Raw genomic sequence first — 18,092 nt, 5'->3', positions numbered from 1 at the left:
GTCACTCCCACCGGCGTCCGCTTATGCTGCGGACACCCAGCCTATTCGTTCGCGCAGCGGTTTCGAAGGGGGCTGCCGGACCACAACGCGCGGTCCGGCGCGGCACCCCGCCTCAGTAACCGAGGCCCTTCTTGCTGTCGTAGATCTTCTGCGGATCGTCAGCCGCTGTATAGAGCTTGGAGTCGGTCTGGATCCACTTGGGCGGCACCGTGCCCTTGTCCTTGAAGGCCGCGATGGCATCCAGCGCGGGGCCGGCCATGTTCGGGGTCAGCTCGACGGTGGCGTTGGCTTCGCCGGCGGCCATGGCCTTGAAGATGTCGGGGACCGCATCGATCGAGACGGTGAGGATCTCCTTGCCCGGCTTGAGGCCGGCTTCCTTCATCGCCTGGATCGCGCCGACCATCATGTCGTCATTGTGCGCATAGACGGCGCAGATCGACTTGCCGCCGCCTTCGGCCTTGATGAAGCTCTCCATCACCTCCTTGCCCTTGGCGCGGGTGAAGTCGCCGGTCTGGCTGCGCACCACCTTGAGGTTCGCATGCTTGGCGATGGCGGTGTCAAAGCCCTTCTTGCGGTTGGCGGCGACGCTGGCGCCGACCGTGCCCTGCAATTCGACGACGTTGCAGGCTTTGCCGCCGACGGTCTTGGCCAGCCAGTCGCCGGCAACCTCGCCTTCGTGCACGCTGTCGGAGGTCACGGCGGTGAGATAGAGCTCCTTGCCGGAGGGATCGATGTCGCGGTCGAGCAGCACGACCGGGATCTTGGCCTCCTTGGCCTCCTTCAGCACCGAGTCCCAACCGGTCGAGACTACGGGTGCAAGGAAGATCGCATCGACGTTCTGCGCGATGAAGGAGCGGATCGCCTTGATCTGGTTCTCCTGCTTCTGCTGCGCGTCGGCGATCTTGAGATTGACCTTTCGCTTGGCAGCCTCCTGCTTGGAGACCGACGTCTCGGCCGCGCGCCAGCCGGATTCCGATCCGATCTGCGAGAAGCCGATGGTGAGCTCGGCGGCGCTGGCCGGCAGCGCGAGCAGCAACGCGGCCGTGGCGCTGGCCGCAAAGAGGGCTTTGAGGGTCATCAGGCGTGTCTCCCAAGAAGTCATCTTGTGTTATCTCGGGCGCCGATCGGTAGCATGGCACCCGCAGGCCGACCTTTGAGGCGGCGGGAGGGACTATTTCACGGAAGATGAGTTCCGACTAGTCATATTATTTGACTATTAGCGCAAAACTTCGATTTGGCGGGATGGACGGTTCAATGACACGCCCAGCGCGATTTTGTTCCGTGGATGCAACGGGGAGATGAAGGAGTATGTGCGGCTCGCAACTCTCCTCCGCGTCATTGCGAGCGCAGCGAAGCAATCCAGAAACTGTCCACGGAGGGACTCTGGATTGCTTCGCTGCGCTCGCAATGACGGTGTGGATAGAGTTCGGCGTAGGTCGACCAAATCGACTCGCGGAGAGTCCGCGTCACCCGGATTGCATCTTCGATGCAATCCGGCCTCTCCCCGCGTGCGGGGAGAGGCGAAGGGCAGCGGAGCTAGATCAGCTTCCGTTGCGCGAGGTTCTTCATCAGCGCGCCGATTCCAAAAGTCCAGGGCTCGCACTCGTCGCTGGTGCGCATGCGGTTGACGAGCTTGCCGAGCTGGGGCGCTGCGATCGTGACGATGTCGTCGCGCTTGTGGGTGAACCCCTGCCCCGGCGCATCGCGATCCTTGACCGGCGCGAACATCGTGCCGAGGAACAGCACGAAGCCATCGGGGTATTGATGCACCTTGCCGATCGTCTGCTCGACGAGGTCCGTGGGGTCGCGGCTGATCATGCTGATCGAGGAATGGCCGTCGAGAACGAAACCGTCCGCGCCCTTCACGTTCAGGCTGATATCGAGCTTGCGGGCGTCGTCGAGTGTGAAGGTGTCGTCGAACAGGCGCAGCAACGGACCGATCGCGCAGGAGGCGTTGTTGTCCTTGGCCTTCGACAACAGCAGCGCCGAACGCCCCTCGAAGTCGCGCAGATTGACGTCGTTGCCGAGCGCGCCGCCGACGATCTTGCCGCGGCTCGACACGAACAGCACGAGCTCGGGCTCGGGATTGTTCCAGGTCGACTTCGGATGCAGGCCGGCATCCATGCCGGTGCCGACTGACGACAGCGTCGGCGCCTTGGTGAAGACCTCGGCATCCGGACCGATGCCGACTTCGAGATATTGGCTCCAGGCGTTCTGATCGATCAGCACCTGCTTCAAATGCATCGCCTGGTCGGAGCCCGGCTTGAGCTTCGACAAATCGTCGCCGATCAACCGCGTCACTTCTTTCCGGATCGCTTCGGCCGAGGCCGGATTGCCCTTGGCGCGCTCTTCGATGACGCGCTCCAGCATCGAGATGGCGAAGGTGACGCCGGCGGCCTTCAGGGTCTGGAGATCGAGGGGCGCAAGCAGCCACGGCTTTTTCGGATCGCGCCCATCCGGCGCCGTGTTGGCCACGATCGCTTCGAGATCGCAGATGCGCTCGCCCTTGACCGCGGCGAGCGCCTTGGCCGGATTGTCTTCCTCGCAGAGCGCGCTGACGGTCGGAAACTTGGCGGTGACGTCGAAGACGCCGTCTCCACGGACGGCGACAACGGCCGGGCCGTTCGCCTGCGGCAGCCAGACGCGGCCGACCAGCGTCCCCTTCGTTCCATCCTCGGGGAGAAGATCTCTAACAGACAGTGTCGTCATGGCCGCGTCCTCGCTCTTTCTCGGATCGGCCGCGCTCAAAGTGCAGCCGATCCCATTGGCGAAGACCAATAAACGTCTGGCAGGGGAAGTCCAGACCGGCAGCGAAGACCCGCTATGCCCCTGCCCGCGCCTTGCGGGCCGCGATCTGCTGGAGCGCCCAGCGCGCGTTCTTGCGGACGTCAGGGTCGGCATCGTCGGCGATGACGGCCAGGAACGCCTCGCCGTCGGGATGGGCGATCTCGCCGAGCGCCGCCGCCGCCTCCTTCCGCAAATTGGCCTGGTCGTGGTTGATGCAATTGCCGATCGGGCGTACCGCGCGCTCGATCTTCATCTTGCCGAGGCTGCGGATCGCCTTCAGCCGCACCTGCCAGAATTCATCGGCGAGCGAGCCGACAAGCTGATCGGCCGCGAGCGAGCCGTTGACATTGAGGCCCAGCGTTTCCGCGGCCATCTCGCGCACCATCCAGTCCGAGTCCTTCAGCCCGCGTGTGATCGTCTCGGCCGCGGGCTTCAGCTGCGAGAAGGCCAGCGCGCTCACTGCGGCGCGGCGCACATGGGCGTCGGGATCGTTGATCAGCGCGGTCAGCGCGGGGATGGATTCCTCCAGCTTGAGGAAGCCGATCACGCCGATCGCCTGCACGCGAACGGCCGCATCCTGATCCAGGAGCGCTTCCAGTGCCGGCTTCAGCGTGTCCTTGCAGCGCAGCTCCTTCAGCGCGCGCAGCGCGCCCATGCGGACGAAGGCATGGGCGTGCTTGACCAGCGGCAGGATGATCTCGGCGCAGGCCGGATCCTTGAACCCGGCCATGCTGTCGGCCGCGGCCGCCGCCACGATTCTTTCGGGATCGACCAGCAGCTTGACCAGCCCACGCGCGGCCTCCGGCCCGTCGAACTCGCCAAGCGCCATCGCGACCTGCTGGCGCACGCCGGCATCGGGATCGACGACCATGTTGGCGAGATGCGCGACGGCTGCGGGATCACCGGAGTGACCGAGCGCAATGATGGCGACACGGCGCTCGGCGGGATCGGCGGCCTGAAGGCGCTCATCGGCGTCTTCGAGGTCGTCATAGGACTCGAAAGGGCTCGACATGATCACCTCAGCAGATAGGGAATGTTGACGGTGACGGCGCCGGTCGGGCAATCGGCCTCGCAGGGCATGCAGTACCAGCACTCGTCATAGGCCATGTAGGCCTTGCCGGTCATGTCGCTGATGCGGAGCACGTCGAGTGGGCAGACGTCGACGCACACGGTGCAGCCCTTGTCGGCGATGCATTTGGCGTCGTCGACGACCACCGGAACCGATGTCTGATAGGACGCGAGAGGCATTTTATGTCTCCTGTTGCGATGTTGCGGTGGATCAGGCGGAGGCGCGGATGCGCTGCTTGTCGTAGAGGTCCTTCTCGTCGTCGGCGATCGGCACGACATAGGGCTCCACGGCGCGCTTCTCGCTGGTCATCTTGCCGTTCTGCTTGGAGAGCAGCGTGTGGCAGAACCAGTTCTCGTTGTCCTTCTCCGGGAAATCCGTGCGCCAGTGATAGAGGCCCCAGCGGCTCTCCTCGCGGTACAACGAGGCGTGCACCGCCATGTCGGCGCAGTCCATGATCGACTGCACTTCGAGCGCACGAAGCAGCTCGTGCGCGTTGCGCGCGATCATATGCTCCTGCATGTCCTGCCGCGTCTCGGCCAGGCGGCGCATGCCGAGCTCGTATTTGCGCGTGACCTTCGGCGGCTGGAGATAATCGTTCACCAGGCGGCGGGTCTTGTACTCGACCTGGTTCGGCGGAATGCCGTCCTCGCGCTTCGTTGGCGCCAGCACACGGTCGCGCTCCCTGGCGACATCGGCCGCGTCGAATTCCGCGAAGTCGTGGTTGTCGGCGAACTCCATGGCATCGATGCCGGCAACCGAACCGTTGGTGAAGGCGCCGAGCATGTAATTGTGCGGCACGCTCGCCATATCGCCGGCGGCGTAGAGGCCGGGCACCGTCGTGCGCGCATTTTCATCGACGAACACACCGGAGGCGCTGTGGCCGGAGCAGAAGCCGATCTCGGAGATGTGCATCTCGATCGACTCGCTGCGGTAATCGACGCCGCGCCCCTGCTGGAACAGGCCCCGCGTCGGCCGCTCGACCTTGTGCAGCGTGGATTCGATTTCCGAGATGGTGTCGGGATGGAGATGCTTGAGCTGGAGGAACACCGGGCCCTTGCCTGACAGCAGCTCGTTGTAAAACTCCAGCATCATCTGGCCGGACCAGTAGTCGCATTCGATGAAGCGCGATCCCTCGTTGTTCGCGGTGAAGGCGCCGAAGGGACCGGCGACATAGGCGCAGGCCGGGCCGTTATAGTCCTTGATCAGCGGATTGATCTGGTAGCATTCGAGGTTCGCCAACGCGGCACCGGCGTGATAGGCCATCGCATAGCCGTCGCCGGAATTGGCGGCGTTCTCGTAGGTGCCGAACATGTAGCCGGAGGTCGGCAGACCGAGGCGGCCGGCGGCGCCCATGCAGAGGATCACGGCCTTGGCCTTGATCACCAGGATCTCTGCGGTGCGCGTGTTGACGCTTATCGCGCCGGCGATGCGGCCGTCGGACGATTTGAGCAGCCGCGTCGCCATGTAGCGGTTGGAGATCAGGATGCGGGCGCGGCGGAGCTGGCGATAGAGTGCCTTCTTCACGGTCTCGCCGTTCGGCATCGGAAGGACGTAGGTGCCGATGTGGTGCACCTTCTTGACCGCGTAGTCGCCGTTCTCGTTCTTCAGGAAACGGATGCCGAAGCTGTCGAGCTCCTCGATGATCTTGTAGCAGTTCTGCGCGTATTTATAGACCGCCTTCTGATCGACGATGCCGTCGTTGGCGATGGTGATTTCCTTGGTGTACTGCTCCGGCGTCGCGTAGCCGGGGATGACGGCGTTGTTGAGCCCGTCCATACCCATCGAGATCGCGCCGGAGCGCTTGACGTTGGCCTTTTCGAGCAGGACGACATTGGCCTTCGGGTTCTTCAGTTTTGCTTTCAGCGCTGCCATCGGGCCGGCCGTGCCGCCGCCGATGACGAGCACGTCGCAGGAAACCTCCGAAAGTCCGTCGACGATCTCATCTAGTGCCATCATTTGCTCCTGGTTCGCCGGTCCGGCGCCTTTGCATCAGATTTGTTCAGGGGGCGTTCCGGCGATAGCAATTAGTTGTCGCCGGGACGCGATTTGCGCCTCAGCGCTCGACGAAGGCCTTTTCAATGACGAAATGGCCGGGCTGGCTGTGGTTACCCTCGACAAAGCCGCGCGCGGCAAACATCGCGGGGAGTTCCTCGAGCATCGCCGGGCTGCCGCACAGCATGATGCGGTCGGTCTCGATATCGAGACCGGATTGGCCGATGTCGTCGAACAGCTGATTGGAGGCGATCAGATCGGTGATGCGGCCGCGATTCCGGAACGGCTCGCGCGTCACGGTCGGGTAGTAGACGAGCTTGTCGCGGATCAGGGGGCCGAAGAACTCGTGATTGCGCAGGCCGTCGACGAGGTGCTCGCCATAAGCGAGTTCCGAAACCTGGCGGCAGCCATGGGCGAGGACGATGGTCTCGCAATTCTCGTAAACATCGGGGTCCTTGATCAGGCTGGCGAAGGGCGCGAGGCCCGTGCCGGTCGAGAGCAGCAGCAGGCGTTTTCCCGGGATGAGGTTGCCGGTGATCAGCGTGCCCGTCGCCTTGCGGCCGACCAGGATGATGTCGCCTTCCCTGATCTTCTGGAGGCGCGAGGTCAGCGGACCGTCCTGAACCTTGATCGAAAAGAATTCGAGCGCTTCCTCGTGATTGGCGCTGGCCATGCTGTAGGCCCGCATCAACGGCTTGCCCTCGACCTCCAGGCCGATCATCGCGAACTGGCCGTTCTGGAAACGGAAGCCCGGATCGCGCGTCGCCGTGAAGCTGAACAGGGAATCGGTCCAGTGCCGGACCGACAAAACCGTTTCCTTCTGAAATGCGCTCATGCTCTCTCCTCAGCCATCGTTGGCGCACAAGGTTTCGGAGAGAGGAGAGTCCGGCAATTCGGAAGTGAAATTCCCGGTCGATTAGTTTCACATTTCGCAGGTGATGATCGAAGAGGAGGCAGACGACGCCCCCCGCCACGCATCCGCCCCGGCAATTAGTTGCTATTCACGCTCGCCCGCGTCGACATAGAAAGAAGCTGGAGGTTCGTTATGACCATGACCTTGGTGGTGCCGACTGTGACCGACTATGAGGCCAGCGCCGATCTCGCGACGCTCGTCGTGCGCACCACGCAGGACGATGTGGTCGGGATCGCTGCCGAGCAGCTCCGCCTCTCCTGCAAATGCGCCCATTGCACCCGTGCCCGCTTCGACGATCGCTTCCCCGAACGCTTTCCCGGCATCGCCATCACCGAGATCGGCGATCTCGGCTACGGGCTGAACATCTCGTTTTCAGATGGGCATAACAGGGGGATTTATCCAAAGCCGTATCTGCTGAGCTTGGCGGGGCGCTGAGAAACGCCCCTCTTGCTCCGCTGTCATTCCCCGCGAAAGCGGGGAATCCAGTACGCCGCGGCCCCCTCCGTATCCCACTGATGTCTCTGGAATACTGGGTCGCCCGGTCAAGCCGGGCGACGACAGTAGAGTGGAACTGGCACGGACATTGCTCCTCTTTAGAACGATTTGAACGTTCCGGAGGCGGATGATGTTGCAGGCGGCCAATGTGGTTCGCGGGACGGTTCCCGCAACGATCCGGCCTGCCGGCGGCTCCTCGCTGCTGCTGACCGAGAACCAGCAATGGATCGGCGGACCGCCACCGCTGATGGACAAGCTCAGCCAGCGCGAGCGGGAGCTGGTGCTGAAGCAGGGCCGGCGAAAGGTGCTCAACCGCGGCCAGACGCTGTTCAGCCAGGGCGGCAAGCATGACGGCATCTGGCTGATCGAGAGCGGCCGCATCCGCGTGTTCTACACTTCGCCGCTCGGACGCGAGATCACGCTGGCCTATTGGCATGTCGGCAATTTCGTCGGCGGGCCCGAAGTGTTCGAGGGCACCGTGCATCAATGGTCCGGCGTCGCATCCAGCAATTGCAGCGTCGTGCACCTGCCCGGAAAGGAGCTGCGGTCGCTTGCCGTGGAGATCCCGAACCTCGCCATCGGCCTCATTGAAGGCCTCACCTTCAAGGGCAAATGCTATTCGGCGCTGGCGCAGATGCTGGGAACGCGCTCGATCACCCAGCGCCTCGCGCATCTTCTGCTGCATCTGGTCGAGCTCTACGGCGTCGAGGATGCCGACGGCCGGGTGATCGCGGCGGCCTTCACCCATGCCGACATCGCCCACATGGTCGGCGCGACCAGGCAATGGGTCACGATCAGCCTGAAACGGATGCAGGAGAAGGGAATCGTCGTCACCAAGCGCTCGCAGATCGTGGTGTGCCGGGCCGACGCTCTCGAGGAGATGCGCGGCCAGAACGGCGACTAGGGTCGATGCACAGGCAAGCGGCTTTATAGTGCAGGACTGCTCAAGGAGTATGCAATCAGCTTTTCCCGGCAACTAATCGACTGCGACGGTCACTCCGGATTTGCCCTGCCCGCGGCCTCACCCAATCATGGCAACCACAGCACATCCAACCGAATGAGGATGAGAATGGTCCGCCATCTTCCCACGCTCTCGATCGCGATGTCGGTGACCTCGCTGGCGCTACTCCTGGCGCAGCCGGCCTTGGCGGAAACCGTCACGCTCGGCATTGGAACGCAGGACACCACGACCAACACGGTGACCGCCGGCGTCGTCATCCGGCAGTTGCATCTCCTCGAGAAATATCTGCCGAAGGACGGCAAATACGCCAACATCAAGTTCGAGCTGGAGTGGCAGAATTTCACCTCAGGCCCGCCCGTCACCAACGCGATGATGGCGAACAAGCTCCAGATCGGCATGATGGGCGACTATCCGCTGATCGTGAACGGCTTCACCTTCGAGAGCAATCCGGAGAGCAAGAGCCGCCTGATCGGCGTGGCCGCCTACAGCCTGTCCGGCTCCGGCAACGGGCTCGTCGTCCACAAGGACTCGCCCTATTACGATCTCGCCGATCTCAAGGGCAAGCTCGTCAGCGTGCCGTTCGGCTCGGCCGCGCACGGCATGGTGCTGAAGGCGATGCAGGACCGCGGTTACGCCTCCGACTTCTTCCAGCTCGTCAGCCAGAGCCCGGAGGTCGGCTCGACCAATCTGCAGGAGAAGAAGATCGACGCGCACGCCGACTTCGTCCCCTTCGCCGAGCTGTTGCCGTTCCGCGGCTTTGCGCGCAAGATTTTTGACGGCGTTGAGACCAACCTGCCGACCTTCCACGGCATCGTGGTCCGCACCGATTTCGCCGAGAAATACCCCGAGGTCGTCGTTGCCTACTTCAAGGCGCTGATCGCCGCCAACCAGTGGCTGCGCGACGATCCCAAGCTTGCCGCAGAAAAGATCCAGGAGTGGACCGGCATCAACAAGGAGGTCGTCTATATCTTCCTCGGTCCCAGCGGCAACATGACCACCGATCCCACGGTGAAGCCGGCGCTGATCGACGCGGCCGCGACCGACGTCAAGGTTTTGCAGAATCTCGGCCGCATGAAGGAGTTCGATCCGAAGAAGTGGGTGGATGATTCCTACATCCGCAAGGCCTATGCCGAGATGAAGCTCAACTATGACACCCAGCTTGCGAGCACCAGGAATTACGAGATCACGGGCGAAGACTCGTTCTGCAAGAAGCCGATCACCGACCCGCGCAAGGCCGGCGAGGTCTGGGTCGACGAAACCGGTATCGTGCCGTTTGCGTCCGCCGCCTGCACGTTAGGGGCCTATGCCGACTACAAGGCCAAGGGCAAGAAGATCAACGTCGCCTACGTCTTCGACACCACGCGCGGCATCAAGCTGTTCGCCGACCAGGCCTTCTTCGCGGTCGGCAACGGCGAGGTCGCGCCGTTCCTGCTGAAGAAGGACGCCGAAGCCTACGCCGCCAAGATCAGCGGCAAGGTGCTCGGCTTCGACGACGCGGTGAAGGCTGCGGTCGGCGGAGGCAAGACGTGAGCAGTCCCGCCCTCGTCAGACATCCCGAGGACAGCATGCCGGCAGCAACCGCAATCGCCGAGGCGGGCCCCGTGCCCGCCCCTTCCCCGCCCGCGACACCGCCTTCCTTCGGCACGCTCGCGCTGCGCTGGTACCGGCTCAATCGGGCGGGGCTACGCGCGACGGCGATCGGCATCATATCGCTGCTTGCCTTCCTGCTGGTCTGGCACCTGCTCACGACCTATCGCGTCGTGTTCTTCGTGCGCTTCACCAACGTGCCCTCGCCGCTCGCGGTCTATGCCAGCTTCACCAAGGCGATCCACGATCCCAAATTCCTGCTGCACATCCTCCTGAGCTGCCGGCGCATCCTTTTCGGCTTCTCGCTCGCGGCGGTGGTCGGCGTGCCGCTCGGCCTGATCATGGGCCGCTTCAAGCTGGTGCACGAGATCATCTTCCCGGTCGCCGAGGTGCTGCGGCCGATCCCGGCAATCGCCTGGGTGCCGATGGCAATCATGCTTTGGCCGACCAACGAGCAGAGCATCGTCTTCATCACCTTCCTCGGCGCGTTCTTCCCGATCCTGGTCAACACGCTGCATGGCATGTCGCTGGTCGATCCAGTGCTGGTGCGCGCCGCGCAATGTCTCGGCGCGCGAGAACGGTCGATCTTCCGCGAGGTGTATTTTCCAGCTTCGATGCCGCACATCTTCACCGGCCTCACCGTCGGCATGGGCGTGGCCTGGGTGTCGCTGATCGCCGCCGAGATGATTTCGGGCCAGTACGGCATCGGCTACTTCACCTGGGAGGCCTATTCCCTTGTCCAATATGCCGACATCGCGCTCGGCATGATCGCGATCGGCGTGCTTGGCCTTGGATCGAGCCTGCTTATCAGAGGTGCCGGGCAGTTGGTGATGCCGTGGAGGCTGAAATGAACGAAATCCTGACCAAAGCACCGCAGGGCCATATCGAGGTCAGGAATTTCTCCCTCAGCTATGAAAGCATCGAGGGGCCGGTTCAGGCCGTCACCGACACGCAAATTCATGTGAAGCCCGGCGAGTTCGTCTCGATCGTCGGGCCCTCCGGCTGTGGAAAGTCGACGCTGCTCAATGCGGTTGCGGGATTCCTCAAGCCGACCACCGGTGTAGTCACGGTCGACGGCGAGCGTGTGAACGGCCCCAGCGCCGAGCGCGGCATGGTATTTCAGCAATATTCGCTGTTTCCGTGGAAGACGGTGAGGGAGAACGTCGAGTTCGGCCTGAAGATGCGCGGCATGGCGCGCTCCCAGCGCGAGCGCGCGGCGCGCACGCTGCTCGGGCTCGCGGGGCTCGAAGCGTTCGAAAAACATTATCCGGAAAAACTCTCCGGCGGCATGAAGCAGCGCGTCGGCATCGTCCGCGCGCTCGCCACGGGCCCGAAGGTGCTGCTGCTGGACGAGCCTTTCGGCGCGCTCGACGCGCAGACGCGCGTGATCATGCAGCAGATCCTCACCAACATGTGGCAACGGCTGAAGATCTCGGTGCTGTTCGTCACCCACGACATCGATGAAGCGATCTTCCTGTCCGACCGCGTCTACTGCATGACCGCGCGCCCCGGCTCGATCAAGGCGGAGATCCCGATCCCGCTGGAACGGCCGCGGCAACAATCGATGATGATGTCGTCGGAGTTCCTGGCGCTCCGCCGCGGGCTGATGTCACTGATCCGCGAGGAGAGCCTGAAGGCGATGGGCGGCGAGATCAGCGACATGGGCATGCAAGGGCTGAACATCGAGCTGCATGGGCATTCGCTGGCGGATGTGATCTAGCGCCCCATCTCGACGATTGCGCTCTTACTTCCCTTGTCCCCCTGTGGGAGAAGGTGCCTTGCCGAAGGCAAGGCGGATGAGGGGTCTGCTTCGGCAAACTCCCCTCTCAGTTCGGACTCGCGGATAGAACCCCTCATCCGGCGCTTCGCGCCACCTTCTCCCACAAGGGGAGAAGGAAGAGGAGTTCGCAGCCGCTGTGCGCCCCTTACTTGAACCAGTGCACCAGCGCGATGCTGATCCCGAGCAGCAGCATCAGCGACAGTGTCACGGCGGCCGTCACCCGGCCCCCGACATTCGCCAGCACCTTCACGTCGACGCCGAGGCCGAGCGCGGCCATCGAGACCACCGTCAGGAAGCTCGTGATCTTCGTCACCGGCCCGACCACTGTGCCCGGCACGATCTCCAGCGAGCGCAGGGTCGCCAGCGCAAGGAAGCCGAGGATGAACCAGGGGACCAGGCGGAAGAAGCCGACATTGGATTTCTTGGCGCCGGTCTGCCAGCGCGAGGCGACCAGGGAGAGACCGACGACGACGGGCCCGAGCATCAACACGCGCATCAGCTTCACGAGCGTGCCGATCTGCGTCGAGACGAGCCCGGCCGGGACCGTTGCCGCAAGCACCTGCGGCACCGCATAGACGGTCAGGCCTGCGAGGATGCCATATTGCGTGGCCGACAATTGCAGCAGCGGAATCAGCAGCGGCAGACCCAGCACCATCATCACGCCAAGGATCGCCGTAAAGGAAATCGAGGACGCGATCTCGTCGTTGTTGGCGCCGATGATCGGCGCCACGGCGGCGATCGCGGAATTGCCGCAGATGGAATTGCCGCAGGCGATCAGGATCGAGAGCCGCGTCGACAGCCCCAGCATGCGACTGAGGCCGAAGGAGACGCAGAGCGCGATCACAACGACCGCGGCGATCGATGCCAGCAGCGCCACGCCGGAAGCCGCGATGGCGGCGAAGCTGATCGAGGCCCCCAGCAGCATGACCGCAACTTCGAGCAGCTGTTTGGCGCTGAAGGCGATACCGGCCTGCCAGCGCGGCGCCGGTTTCCAGAAGCTGCGCAGCGCCATCCCGAGCAGGATCGCCATCACCAGCGCTTCGACATAGGGGTGCTCGAAGACACCCAGCTCGGCCCGTTCGAGCAAAGCCGAGATACCGGCCACGGCGATGCACAGGAGGATTCCCGGAATCAGCGCCGCGATACGGCTCACGACAGTGGTTGGCTTGGCGTCGGCCGGGTTGGATGCTTGATTCTGCGACACAAATCTCTCCCAGAGGAGAAATATTTATACGCAGTGCCGTCCGATTGGGGAATAAGTTTTCGGCATATCAGGGCCGAGCGAAGTTCTATGCTCAGCCCGGAATAATCGGCTCAGAAGATCAGGCTTTTGGCGAGCGAGGCGACGCGGCTGAAGCTGTCATAGACGCCCGGCTCGAAGAAGGCCGCACGCGCGAGCACGATGCCCGCGACCAGCGACCAGAACACCGTGGTGCCGGCCCGCAGCAGGAGCTTTGACGCGCGCGATCGCGGCTGCGTGTCCGTTGCGGACACCAGCTGCTCGCCGAAGGGCTCAAATCCGGTGCGTTCCATGACCGTCAATCCATCAAATTCTGAATGGAATGTCGTCGTTTCGGCCCCAAACGGCAATGGAAGCGATTGGCGTTTTTGGCCGTCGACGGGGAAACTCCTTCCGTCTGACGAACCCGAGACAACAGTTTTCTTCTTTGGGCCGGTTTGGCGGTCCGGAACCCGGTTACAGCGCCAGATAACGGCGACGGATCGCGTCGTTGGCCTTCAGCTCGTCGATCCCGGCAGCATAGACGATCTGGCCCTTGTCGATGACAGTGGCGTGGCTCGCCAGCCCCAGGCAGAAATGCATGTTCTGCTCGGCGATCAGGACGGTCGATCCGAGCTGGCGGAGCTGCCGCAACAGCTCGCCGATCCGCTGCACGATGATCGGCGCGAGGCCCTCGCTCGGCTCATCGAGCAGCAACAGCGCCGGGTTGCCCATCAGCGTGCGCGCGATGGCGAGCATCTGCTGCTCCCCGCCCGAGAGACGTCCAGCAATGCGATGGCGCAGCGGCTCCAGCAGCGGGAAGACGTCGTAGATGCGCTTGATCGGCCACTCGTCCTGGCCTTCCGGCCCCTTCTTGCGACCGATGACGAGATTGTCCTCGACCGTGTGCTCCGGAAAGATCTGGCGATCCTCCGGCACGAAGCCGAGACCGGCGCGCGCGATATGGTGCGGCTTCTGGCCCGAGATCACCGCGCCGCGCAGGCTGATCCTGCCCCGCCGCGGCGGCGCCAGCCCCATGATCGCTTTCATGGTCGTCGATTTACCCGCGCCGTTGCGCCCGAGCAGCGCCATGGTCTCGCCCTGCCGCACCGAGAGGCCGACGCCGAACAGGATCTGGCTCGTGCCGTAGTAGACGTCGAGATCGGCGACTTCGATAATGGTCGCGCTCATGCGGTGGCCCCCGCATGTTCGGTGCCGAGATAGGCCTCGATCACGGCGCTGTTGCTTCGGATTTCGTCAGGCGTTCCGGTTGCCAGGATGCGGCCGTAGCAGAGCACGACGATCTTTGGGGCGATCTTGAACACGATGTCCATGTCGTGCTCGATGAAGACGACGGTGATTTTCTGCGTCTCCCAGAGCTCGCGCACCTTGTCGATCATGCGCCAGCGCTCTTCCGGGCCCATGCCGGCAGTTGGCTCGTCCAGCAGCAGAACCTTTGGCTCGAGCACCAGAGCGAGCGCAATGTCGAGCAGCTTCTGGTCGCCATGCGACAGCGTCGCGGCGGTACGGTTGCGCTTGCTCGCCAAGCCCAGCAGCTCCATCACATGCTCGGCGCGGTCGCGCGTCTCGGGCAAAGGAAAGCGCTTGTGCAGCACCGCGGACGAGCGCTGGTCGGCGCTGACTGCGGCAAGCATGGTCTCCTGCACCGTCAGCGATTTGAAGATGCTCGCGACCTGGAAGGCGCGGCCGATGCCGTGACGCACGATCTCCGGCGGCGAGCGGCCGGCGAGATCGACGCCGTCGAGCAGCACCTGGCCGGAATCCGGCCTCAAGGCGCCGGTGATCAGGTTGAAGAACGTGCTCTTGCCTGCGCCGTTCGGTCCGATCACCGCCGTGAGCGAACCGTCGGGGAAGTCCAGCGTGACGTCGTTGGTCGCCTTCACGCCGCCGAAGGATTTTGCGAGGTTGCGGATCTCGAGCATCGCTAGCGCCCCTCGCCCGCATCACGCCGGTGCGCGAACCAGTCGGCGACGAAATCCAGCAGGCCTTTGCGCAGGCCCAGCGCGAAGAACAGGATGACCACGCCGAGCACGATGCCGTGATATTCGGTGAAGCGCGTCACGGTGTCGTTGAGCAGAAGCAGCAGCACGGTGCCGACCATCGGCCCCAGGAAGGTCGAGACGCCGCCGAGCATGTTGATGAAGATGCCCTCGCCCGAGATCGTCCAGTAGGCGAATTCCGGATAGGCGCCGGAGACGAACAGCGCCATCACCATGCCGCCCATCGACGCAAACAATGCCGCCAGCACGAAGACTGTCAGCTTTGCCCGCCAGACGTCGATGCCGAGAAAGCTCGCGCGCGCGGCATTGTCGCGGATCATGCGCAACGTGTAACCGAACGGCGATTGCGCGATCTGGCGCATCGCGAGCAGGCCGAGGATGAGAAGCGCGCAGCTCGCGACATAGAGATGAACGTGGTTCGCAAGATTGATGCCGAGGAATGTGGGGCGCGGAATGCCGCCACGCAGGCCCTGGTCGCCGCCGGTGAAGGAGGCCCAGGACAGGATGGTCGAGTGGATCAGCATCTGAAACGCGAGCGTGACGAAGGCGAAATAGATATCCTTCAGCCGCACGCAGATCGCGCCGATGATTGCGGCAATTACCGCCGTGATCGCCAGCGTCGCGACGAAGGCCACGGGAATCGGCACGCCCAGCTTCTGCATGATCAGGCCAAAACTGTAGGCGCCAAGGCCGAAGAACATGCCGTGGCCGAACGAAATCAGGCCGGTGTAGCCGACCAGCAGGTTCAGCGAGGTCGCGAACAGGCCGTAAGCCGAGCAGCGGATGACGAAATCGAGCAGCGCCTTGCTGCCCGTGAACAGCGGCAGGCTCGCCAGCACGGCGAACGCGATCACGGCAATCAGGACGTCGCGATAGCGTTGCAGCGCCACACCGCTGCGCACCGGCGCCAGCGTCTCGGCGCGTCCGGCCTCGAGCTCGGTCATGCCGCCTCCTTGCCGAACAGGCCGGTGGGCTTGGAGACCAGCACGATCACCATGAACAGGTACATCAGGCCTTCCGTGAACAGGGGAAAGCCGAGCGAGCCGAAGGACCTGATAAGGCCGAGCAGCAGCGCGCCGATCAGAGCGCCCAGGATCGAGCCCATGCCGCCGATCACGGTGACGATGAAGGATTCGATCAGCACCGAAAATCCCATGCCGGGGGTGAGCGAACGCACGGGCGCCGCGAGCGCGCCGGCAAGGCCCGCCAGCATGCCGCCGAGCGCGAACACGCCCCCATAGATCAGACCGGTGTTGATGCCGAGCGCCGAGACCATGCTGGGATTATGTGCCGCCGCCCGGATCACCTTGCCGATACGGCTGCGCGACAATCCGATGCCGAGCACGATCGCCACAACGAGCGCGACGCCGATCAGCAGCAGGTAATAAGGCGGCACTACGCCGCCGGCGATGAACAGCGGCATCACCTGGAATGCCGCGGGCATGCCCATCGACCTGAATTCCGGCCCCCAGATGATGCGCACGACATCGTCGAAGATCAGCACGAAGGCGTAGCAGACGAGCAGCTGCATCAGCACGTCGGCGCCATAGACGCGGCTCATGAAGACGCGCTCGAAGATCAGACCGAGAATCGCGGTCCCGGCCGCGCCCGCGAACATCGCCAGCGCGAAGCTCCCGGTGAGCTGATAGGCCGTCATCGCGAAATAGGCGCCGAACATGTAGAAGGCGCCGTGGCTGAAATTGACGACCTTGAGCACGCCGAAGATCAGCGTCAGCCCGACTGCGACCAGGAACAGGAGCATGCCGATGATGAGGCCGCTGGTGGTTTGCGTCACCAGGCAGGCGGAACTGGAGAGGCAGCCGGCGAGCGCGTCGAGATCCACGGGAGCACTTTCATTGCGACGCGCCGGACTTGGCGCGGAGAGCCAAATTGAAACGGCGGAGACGGTCGCCCGTCCCCGCCGCATATCAAATCAGGTGTAGCCCTTGCTCTTCTTCCACTCGGCCTCGAGCTCGAAGATGGTCTTCCAGTCGCCGGCCTTGACCTCGGGCACGTAAGGCTCCTGCGGGATCGTGGTGCCCCAGCCGATGGCGTAGCCGACCAGCGTGTGGTCGTCGCCGCGCATCGTCACGGTACCGTCGGCGCCGAACGGACACTTGATGGTGAGACCCTTCAGCACCTCCGCGATCTTCTTGCCGTCGGTGGAGTTCGCCTTCTTCGCGGCCTCAGCGAGGAACATCACGGCCGTCGCGTTCTGCCACGACCAGTTGGTCGGATATTCGTTGTACTTCGCCTTGTAGGCATCGCCCCAGGCCGCGTTCTCCGGCGTGGTCGGGAAGGTCTTGATGTAGCGGTTGCCGGAGTGGATGCCCTTGGGCAGGTTCTTCACCACGGTAAGCGCGGTGTAGTCGGCCATGTTGACCGCGAACACCTCCATCTGGCCGAACATCGCATAGATGTTGGCCTGGTCGATGTAGGAGGTGAGATCGCCGCCCCACAGGCAGGAATACAGTGCCTGCGGTTTGGCCTGGAGGATCTTCGTCACGACTTCGGTGTAGTCGGGCTGGAACAGCTTAGGCCAGGACTCGCTGATGATTTCGACGTCGGGCGCGAAGCGCTTCAGGTACAGCGTGAACTCGCCGGTGGTATCGCGGCCATAGGCATAGTCCGGCGAGCAGGTTGCCCATTTCTTCAGGCCCTTGGCCTTCGCGATCGAGGCGGCATAGCTGCCGCCGACGATGGAATCGTGGATGCCCTGGCGCACGCAACGGAACGCGTTCGGGATGTGCTGCTTCGGATCGGCCGTGAGCGAGGACGCTTCCGAACAGGTGTGGACGCAGAGCACACCGAGATCGCGCGCCACTTCGTGAACCGCAAACGATCCGGACGACGCCTCGCCGTCGATCAGCCACTCGCAACCATCGGTGTTGACGAGCTCGCGCGCGACGCGGGCGGCTTCCTGCGGCTGGCCCTTGGAGTCACGGATCACCATCTCGATCTGGCGGCCGGCAAGTCCGCCGGCGGCGTTGACCTTGTCGACCTCGAGCATCACCGCATTGCGCGACGACGTGCCGAGCTGCGCGACGCGGCCCGACAGAATCGTCGGCATGCCGATCTTGATGGTCTTGGCTTGCGCGCGCGCCACCCACGGTGCGGCAACACTCATCGCACCGGCGCCCATCAGCGCCAGCGTTGAACGGCGGCTGATGCCCGGCATGCGGGTTCTCGTCATTTTCCCCTCCCTCTTTCGGGTCGGCGTTTCCTGGTCCCTTGCCGGAGATCGTCTCGTCTCCGTGTTCCCAACAAT

At 63.7% G+C, this 18,092-nt stretch carries 18 protein-coding genes; 5 read left to right on the top strand and 13 right to left on the bottom strand.

The annotated features are described in order from the left end of the window. Positions 1-112: 112 nt before the first annotated feature. From ytfQ to ABIB99_RS03420, 6 genes are all read right to left on the bottom strand, one after another. A complete protein-coding gene (gene ytfQ / locus ABIB99_RS03445; protein ID WP_014496611.1) occupies positions 113-1,078 on the bottom strand; it encodes a galactofuranose ABC transporter, galactofuranose-binding protein YtfQ in 966 nt (321 codons plus the stop codon). Between the two features lie 458 nt (positions 1,079-1,536). Further along, entirely contained in the window at positions 1,537-2,709 is a 1,173-nt protein-coding gene (locus ABIB99_RS03440; protein ID WP_354174875.1) for a fumarylacetoacetate hydrolase family protein, read from the bottom strand. A gap of 112 nt (positions 2,710-2,821) precedes the next feature. Continuing rightward, positions 2,822-3,799: a HEAT repeat domain-containing protein gene (locus ABIB99_RS03435; RefSeq protein ID WP_354174874.1), complete on the bottom strand. Its 978-nt coding sequence runs from the start codon at positions 3,797-3,799 to the stop codon at positions 2,822-2,824. Between the two features lie 2 nt (positions 3,800-3,801). Beyond that, positions 3,802-4,035 (bottom strand): 4Fe-4S dicluster domain-containing protein, encoded by a 234-nt coding sequence (locus ABIB99_RS03430; protein ID WP_008141081.1) that lies wholly within the window; start codon positions 4,033-4,035, stop codon positions 3,802-3,804. 31 nt (positions 4,036-4,066) lie between these two features. Beyond that, on the bottom strand, positions 4,067-5,809 hold the full coding sequence (locus tag ABIB99_RS03425; protein WP_354174873.1) for a fumarate reductase/succinate dehydrogenase flavoprotein subunit: 1,743 nt from the start codon (positions 5,807-5,809) through the stop codon (positions 4,067-4,069). Positions 5,810-5,909: 100 nt separating this feature from the next. Beyond that, complete coding sequence (locus ABIB99_RS03420) at positions 5,910-6,683, bottom strand: ferredoxin--NADP reductase (RefSeq protein WP_354174872.1); 774 nt, start codon at positions 6,681-6,683, stop codon at positions 5,910-5,912. A gap of 216 nt (positions 6,684-6,899) precedes the next feature. Here ABIB99_RS03420 and ABIB99_RS03415 point away from each other — a divergent pair, with 216 nt between their 5' ends. The 5 genes from ABIB99_RS03415 (at position 6,900) to ABIB99_RS03395 (ending at position 11,524) form a co-directional block, all read left to right on the top strand. Continuing rightward, entirely contained in the window at positions 6,900-7,196 is a 297-nt protein-coding gene (locus ABIB99_RS03415; RefSeq protein WP_354174908.1) for a gamma-butyrobetaine hydroxylase-like domain-containing protein, read from the top strand. 187 nt (positions 7,197-7,383) lie between these two features. Beyond that, a complete protein-coding gene (locus ABIB99_RS03410; protein ID WP_354174871.1) occupies positions 7,384-8,160 on the top strand; it encodes a Crp/Fnr family transcriptional regulator in 777 nt (258 codons plus the stop codon). A 165-nt stretch (positions 8,161-8,325) separates the two neighbouring features. After that, positions 8,326-9,747 carry an ABC transporter substrate-binding protein gene (locus ABIB99_RS03405; RefSeq protein ID WP_354174870.1) on the top strand — a complete coding sequence of 474 codons (1,422 nt, stop codon included), beginning with the start codon at positions 8,326-8,328 and terminating at the stop codon, positions 9,745-9,747. Continuing rightward, entirely contained in the window at positions 9,744-10,655 is a 912-nt protein-coding gene (locus tag ABIB99_RS03400; protein ID WP_014496619.1) for an ABC transporter permease, read from the top strand. The genes ABIB99_RS03405 and ABIB99_RS03400 overlap by 4 nt, the downstream gene beginning before the upstream one ends. Next, on the top strand, positions 10,652-11,524 hold the full coding sequence (locus tag ABIB99_RS03395) for an ABC transporter ATP-binding protein (RefSeq protein WP_085400672.1): 873 nt from the start codon (positions 10,652-10,654) through the stop codon (positions 11,522-11,524). The genes ABIB99_RS03400 and ABIB99_RS03395 overlap by 4 nt, the downstream gene beginning before the upstream one ends. Positions 11,525-11,729: 205 nt before the next feature. Here ABIB99_RS03395 and ABIB99_RS03390 read toward each other — a convergent pair whose 3' ends face one another. From ABIB99_RS03390 to ABIB99_RS03360, 7 genes are all read right to left on the bottom strand, one after another. Next, positions 11,730-12,788: a YeiH family protein gene (locus tag ABIB99_RS03390; RefSeq protein WP_038941923.1), complete on the bottom strand. Its 1,059-nt coding sequence runs from the start codon at positions 12,786-12,788 to the stop codon at positions 11,730-11,732. A gap of 110 nt (positions 12,789-12,898) precedes the next feature. After that, a complete protein-coding gene (locus ABIB99_RS03385; protein WP_063984492.1) occupies positions 12,899-13,117 on the bottom strand; it encodes a hypothetical protein in 219 nt (72 codons plus the stop codon). A gap of 163 nt (positions 13,118-13,280) precedes the next feature. Further along, positions 13,281-13,994 carry an ABC transporter ATP-binding protein gene (locus ABIB99_RS03380; RefSeq protein WP_063984493.1) on the bottom strand — a complete coding sequence of 238 codons (714 nt, stop codon included), beginning with the start codon at positions 13,992-13,994 and terminating at the stop codon, positions 13,281-13,283. Next, positions 13,991-14,746, bottom strand: coding sequence for an ABC transporter ATP-binding protein (locus tag ABIB99_RS03375; RefSeq protein WP_063984494.1), 756 nt, complete (start codon positions 14,744-14,746; stop codon positions 13,991-13,993). The genes ABIB99_RS03380 and ABIB99_RS03375 overlap by 4 nt, the downstream gene beginning before the upstream one ends. Positions 14,747-14,748: 2 nt before the next feature. Beyond that, positions 14,749-15,768: a branched-chain amino acid ABC transporter permease gene (locus ABIB99_RS03370; RefSeq protein WP_354174869.1), complete on the bottom strand. Its 1,020-nt coding sequence runs from the start codon at positions 15,766-15,768 to the stop codon at positions 14,749-14,751. Further along, positions 15,765-16,667, bottom strand: coding sequence for a branched-chain amino acid ABC transporter permease (locus tag ABIB99_RS03365; protein ID WP_354174868.1), 903 nt, complete (start codon positions 16,665-16,667; stop codon positions 15,765-15,767). Before ABIB99_RS03365 ends, ABIB99_RS03370 begins: the two co-directional genes overlap by 4 nt. Before the next feature lie 90 nt (positions 16,668-16,757). Continuing rightward, positions 16,758-18,017 (bottom strand): ABC transporter substrate-binding protein, encoded by a 1,260-nt coding sequence (locus ABIB99_RS03360; RefSeq protein WP_028150294.1) that lies wholly within the window; start codon positions 18,015-18,017, stop codon positions 16,758-16,760. Between the last annotated feature and the right edge of the window lie 75 nt (positions 18,018-18,092).

It is taken from the genome of Bradyrhizobium sp. LA6.1 (genome assembly GCF_040547805.1).
Classification (GTDB): domain Bacteria; phylum Pseudomonadota; class Alphaproteobacteria; order Rhizobiales; family Xanthobacteraceae; genus Bradyrhizobium; species Bradyrhizobium barranii.
This window is presented reverse-complemented; position numbering and strand designations above follow the sequence as displayed.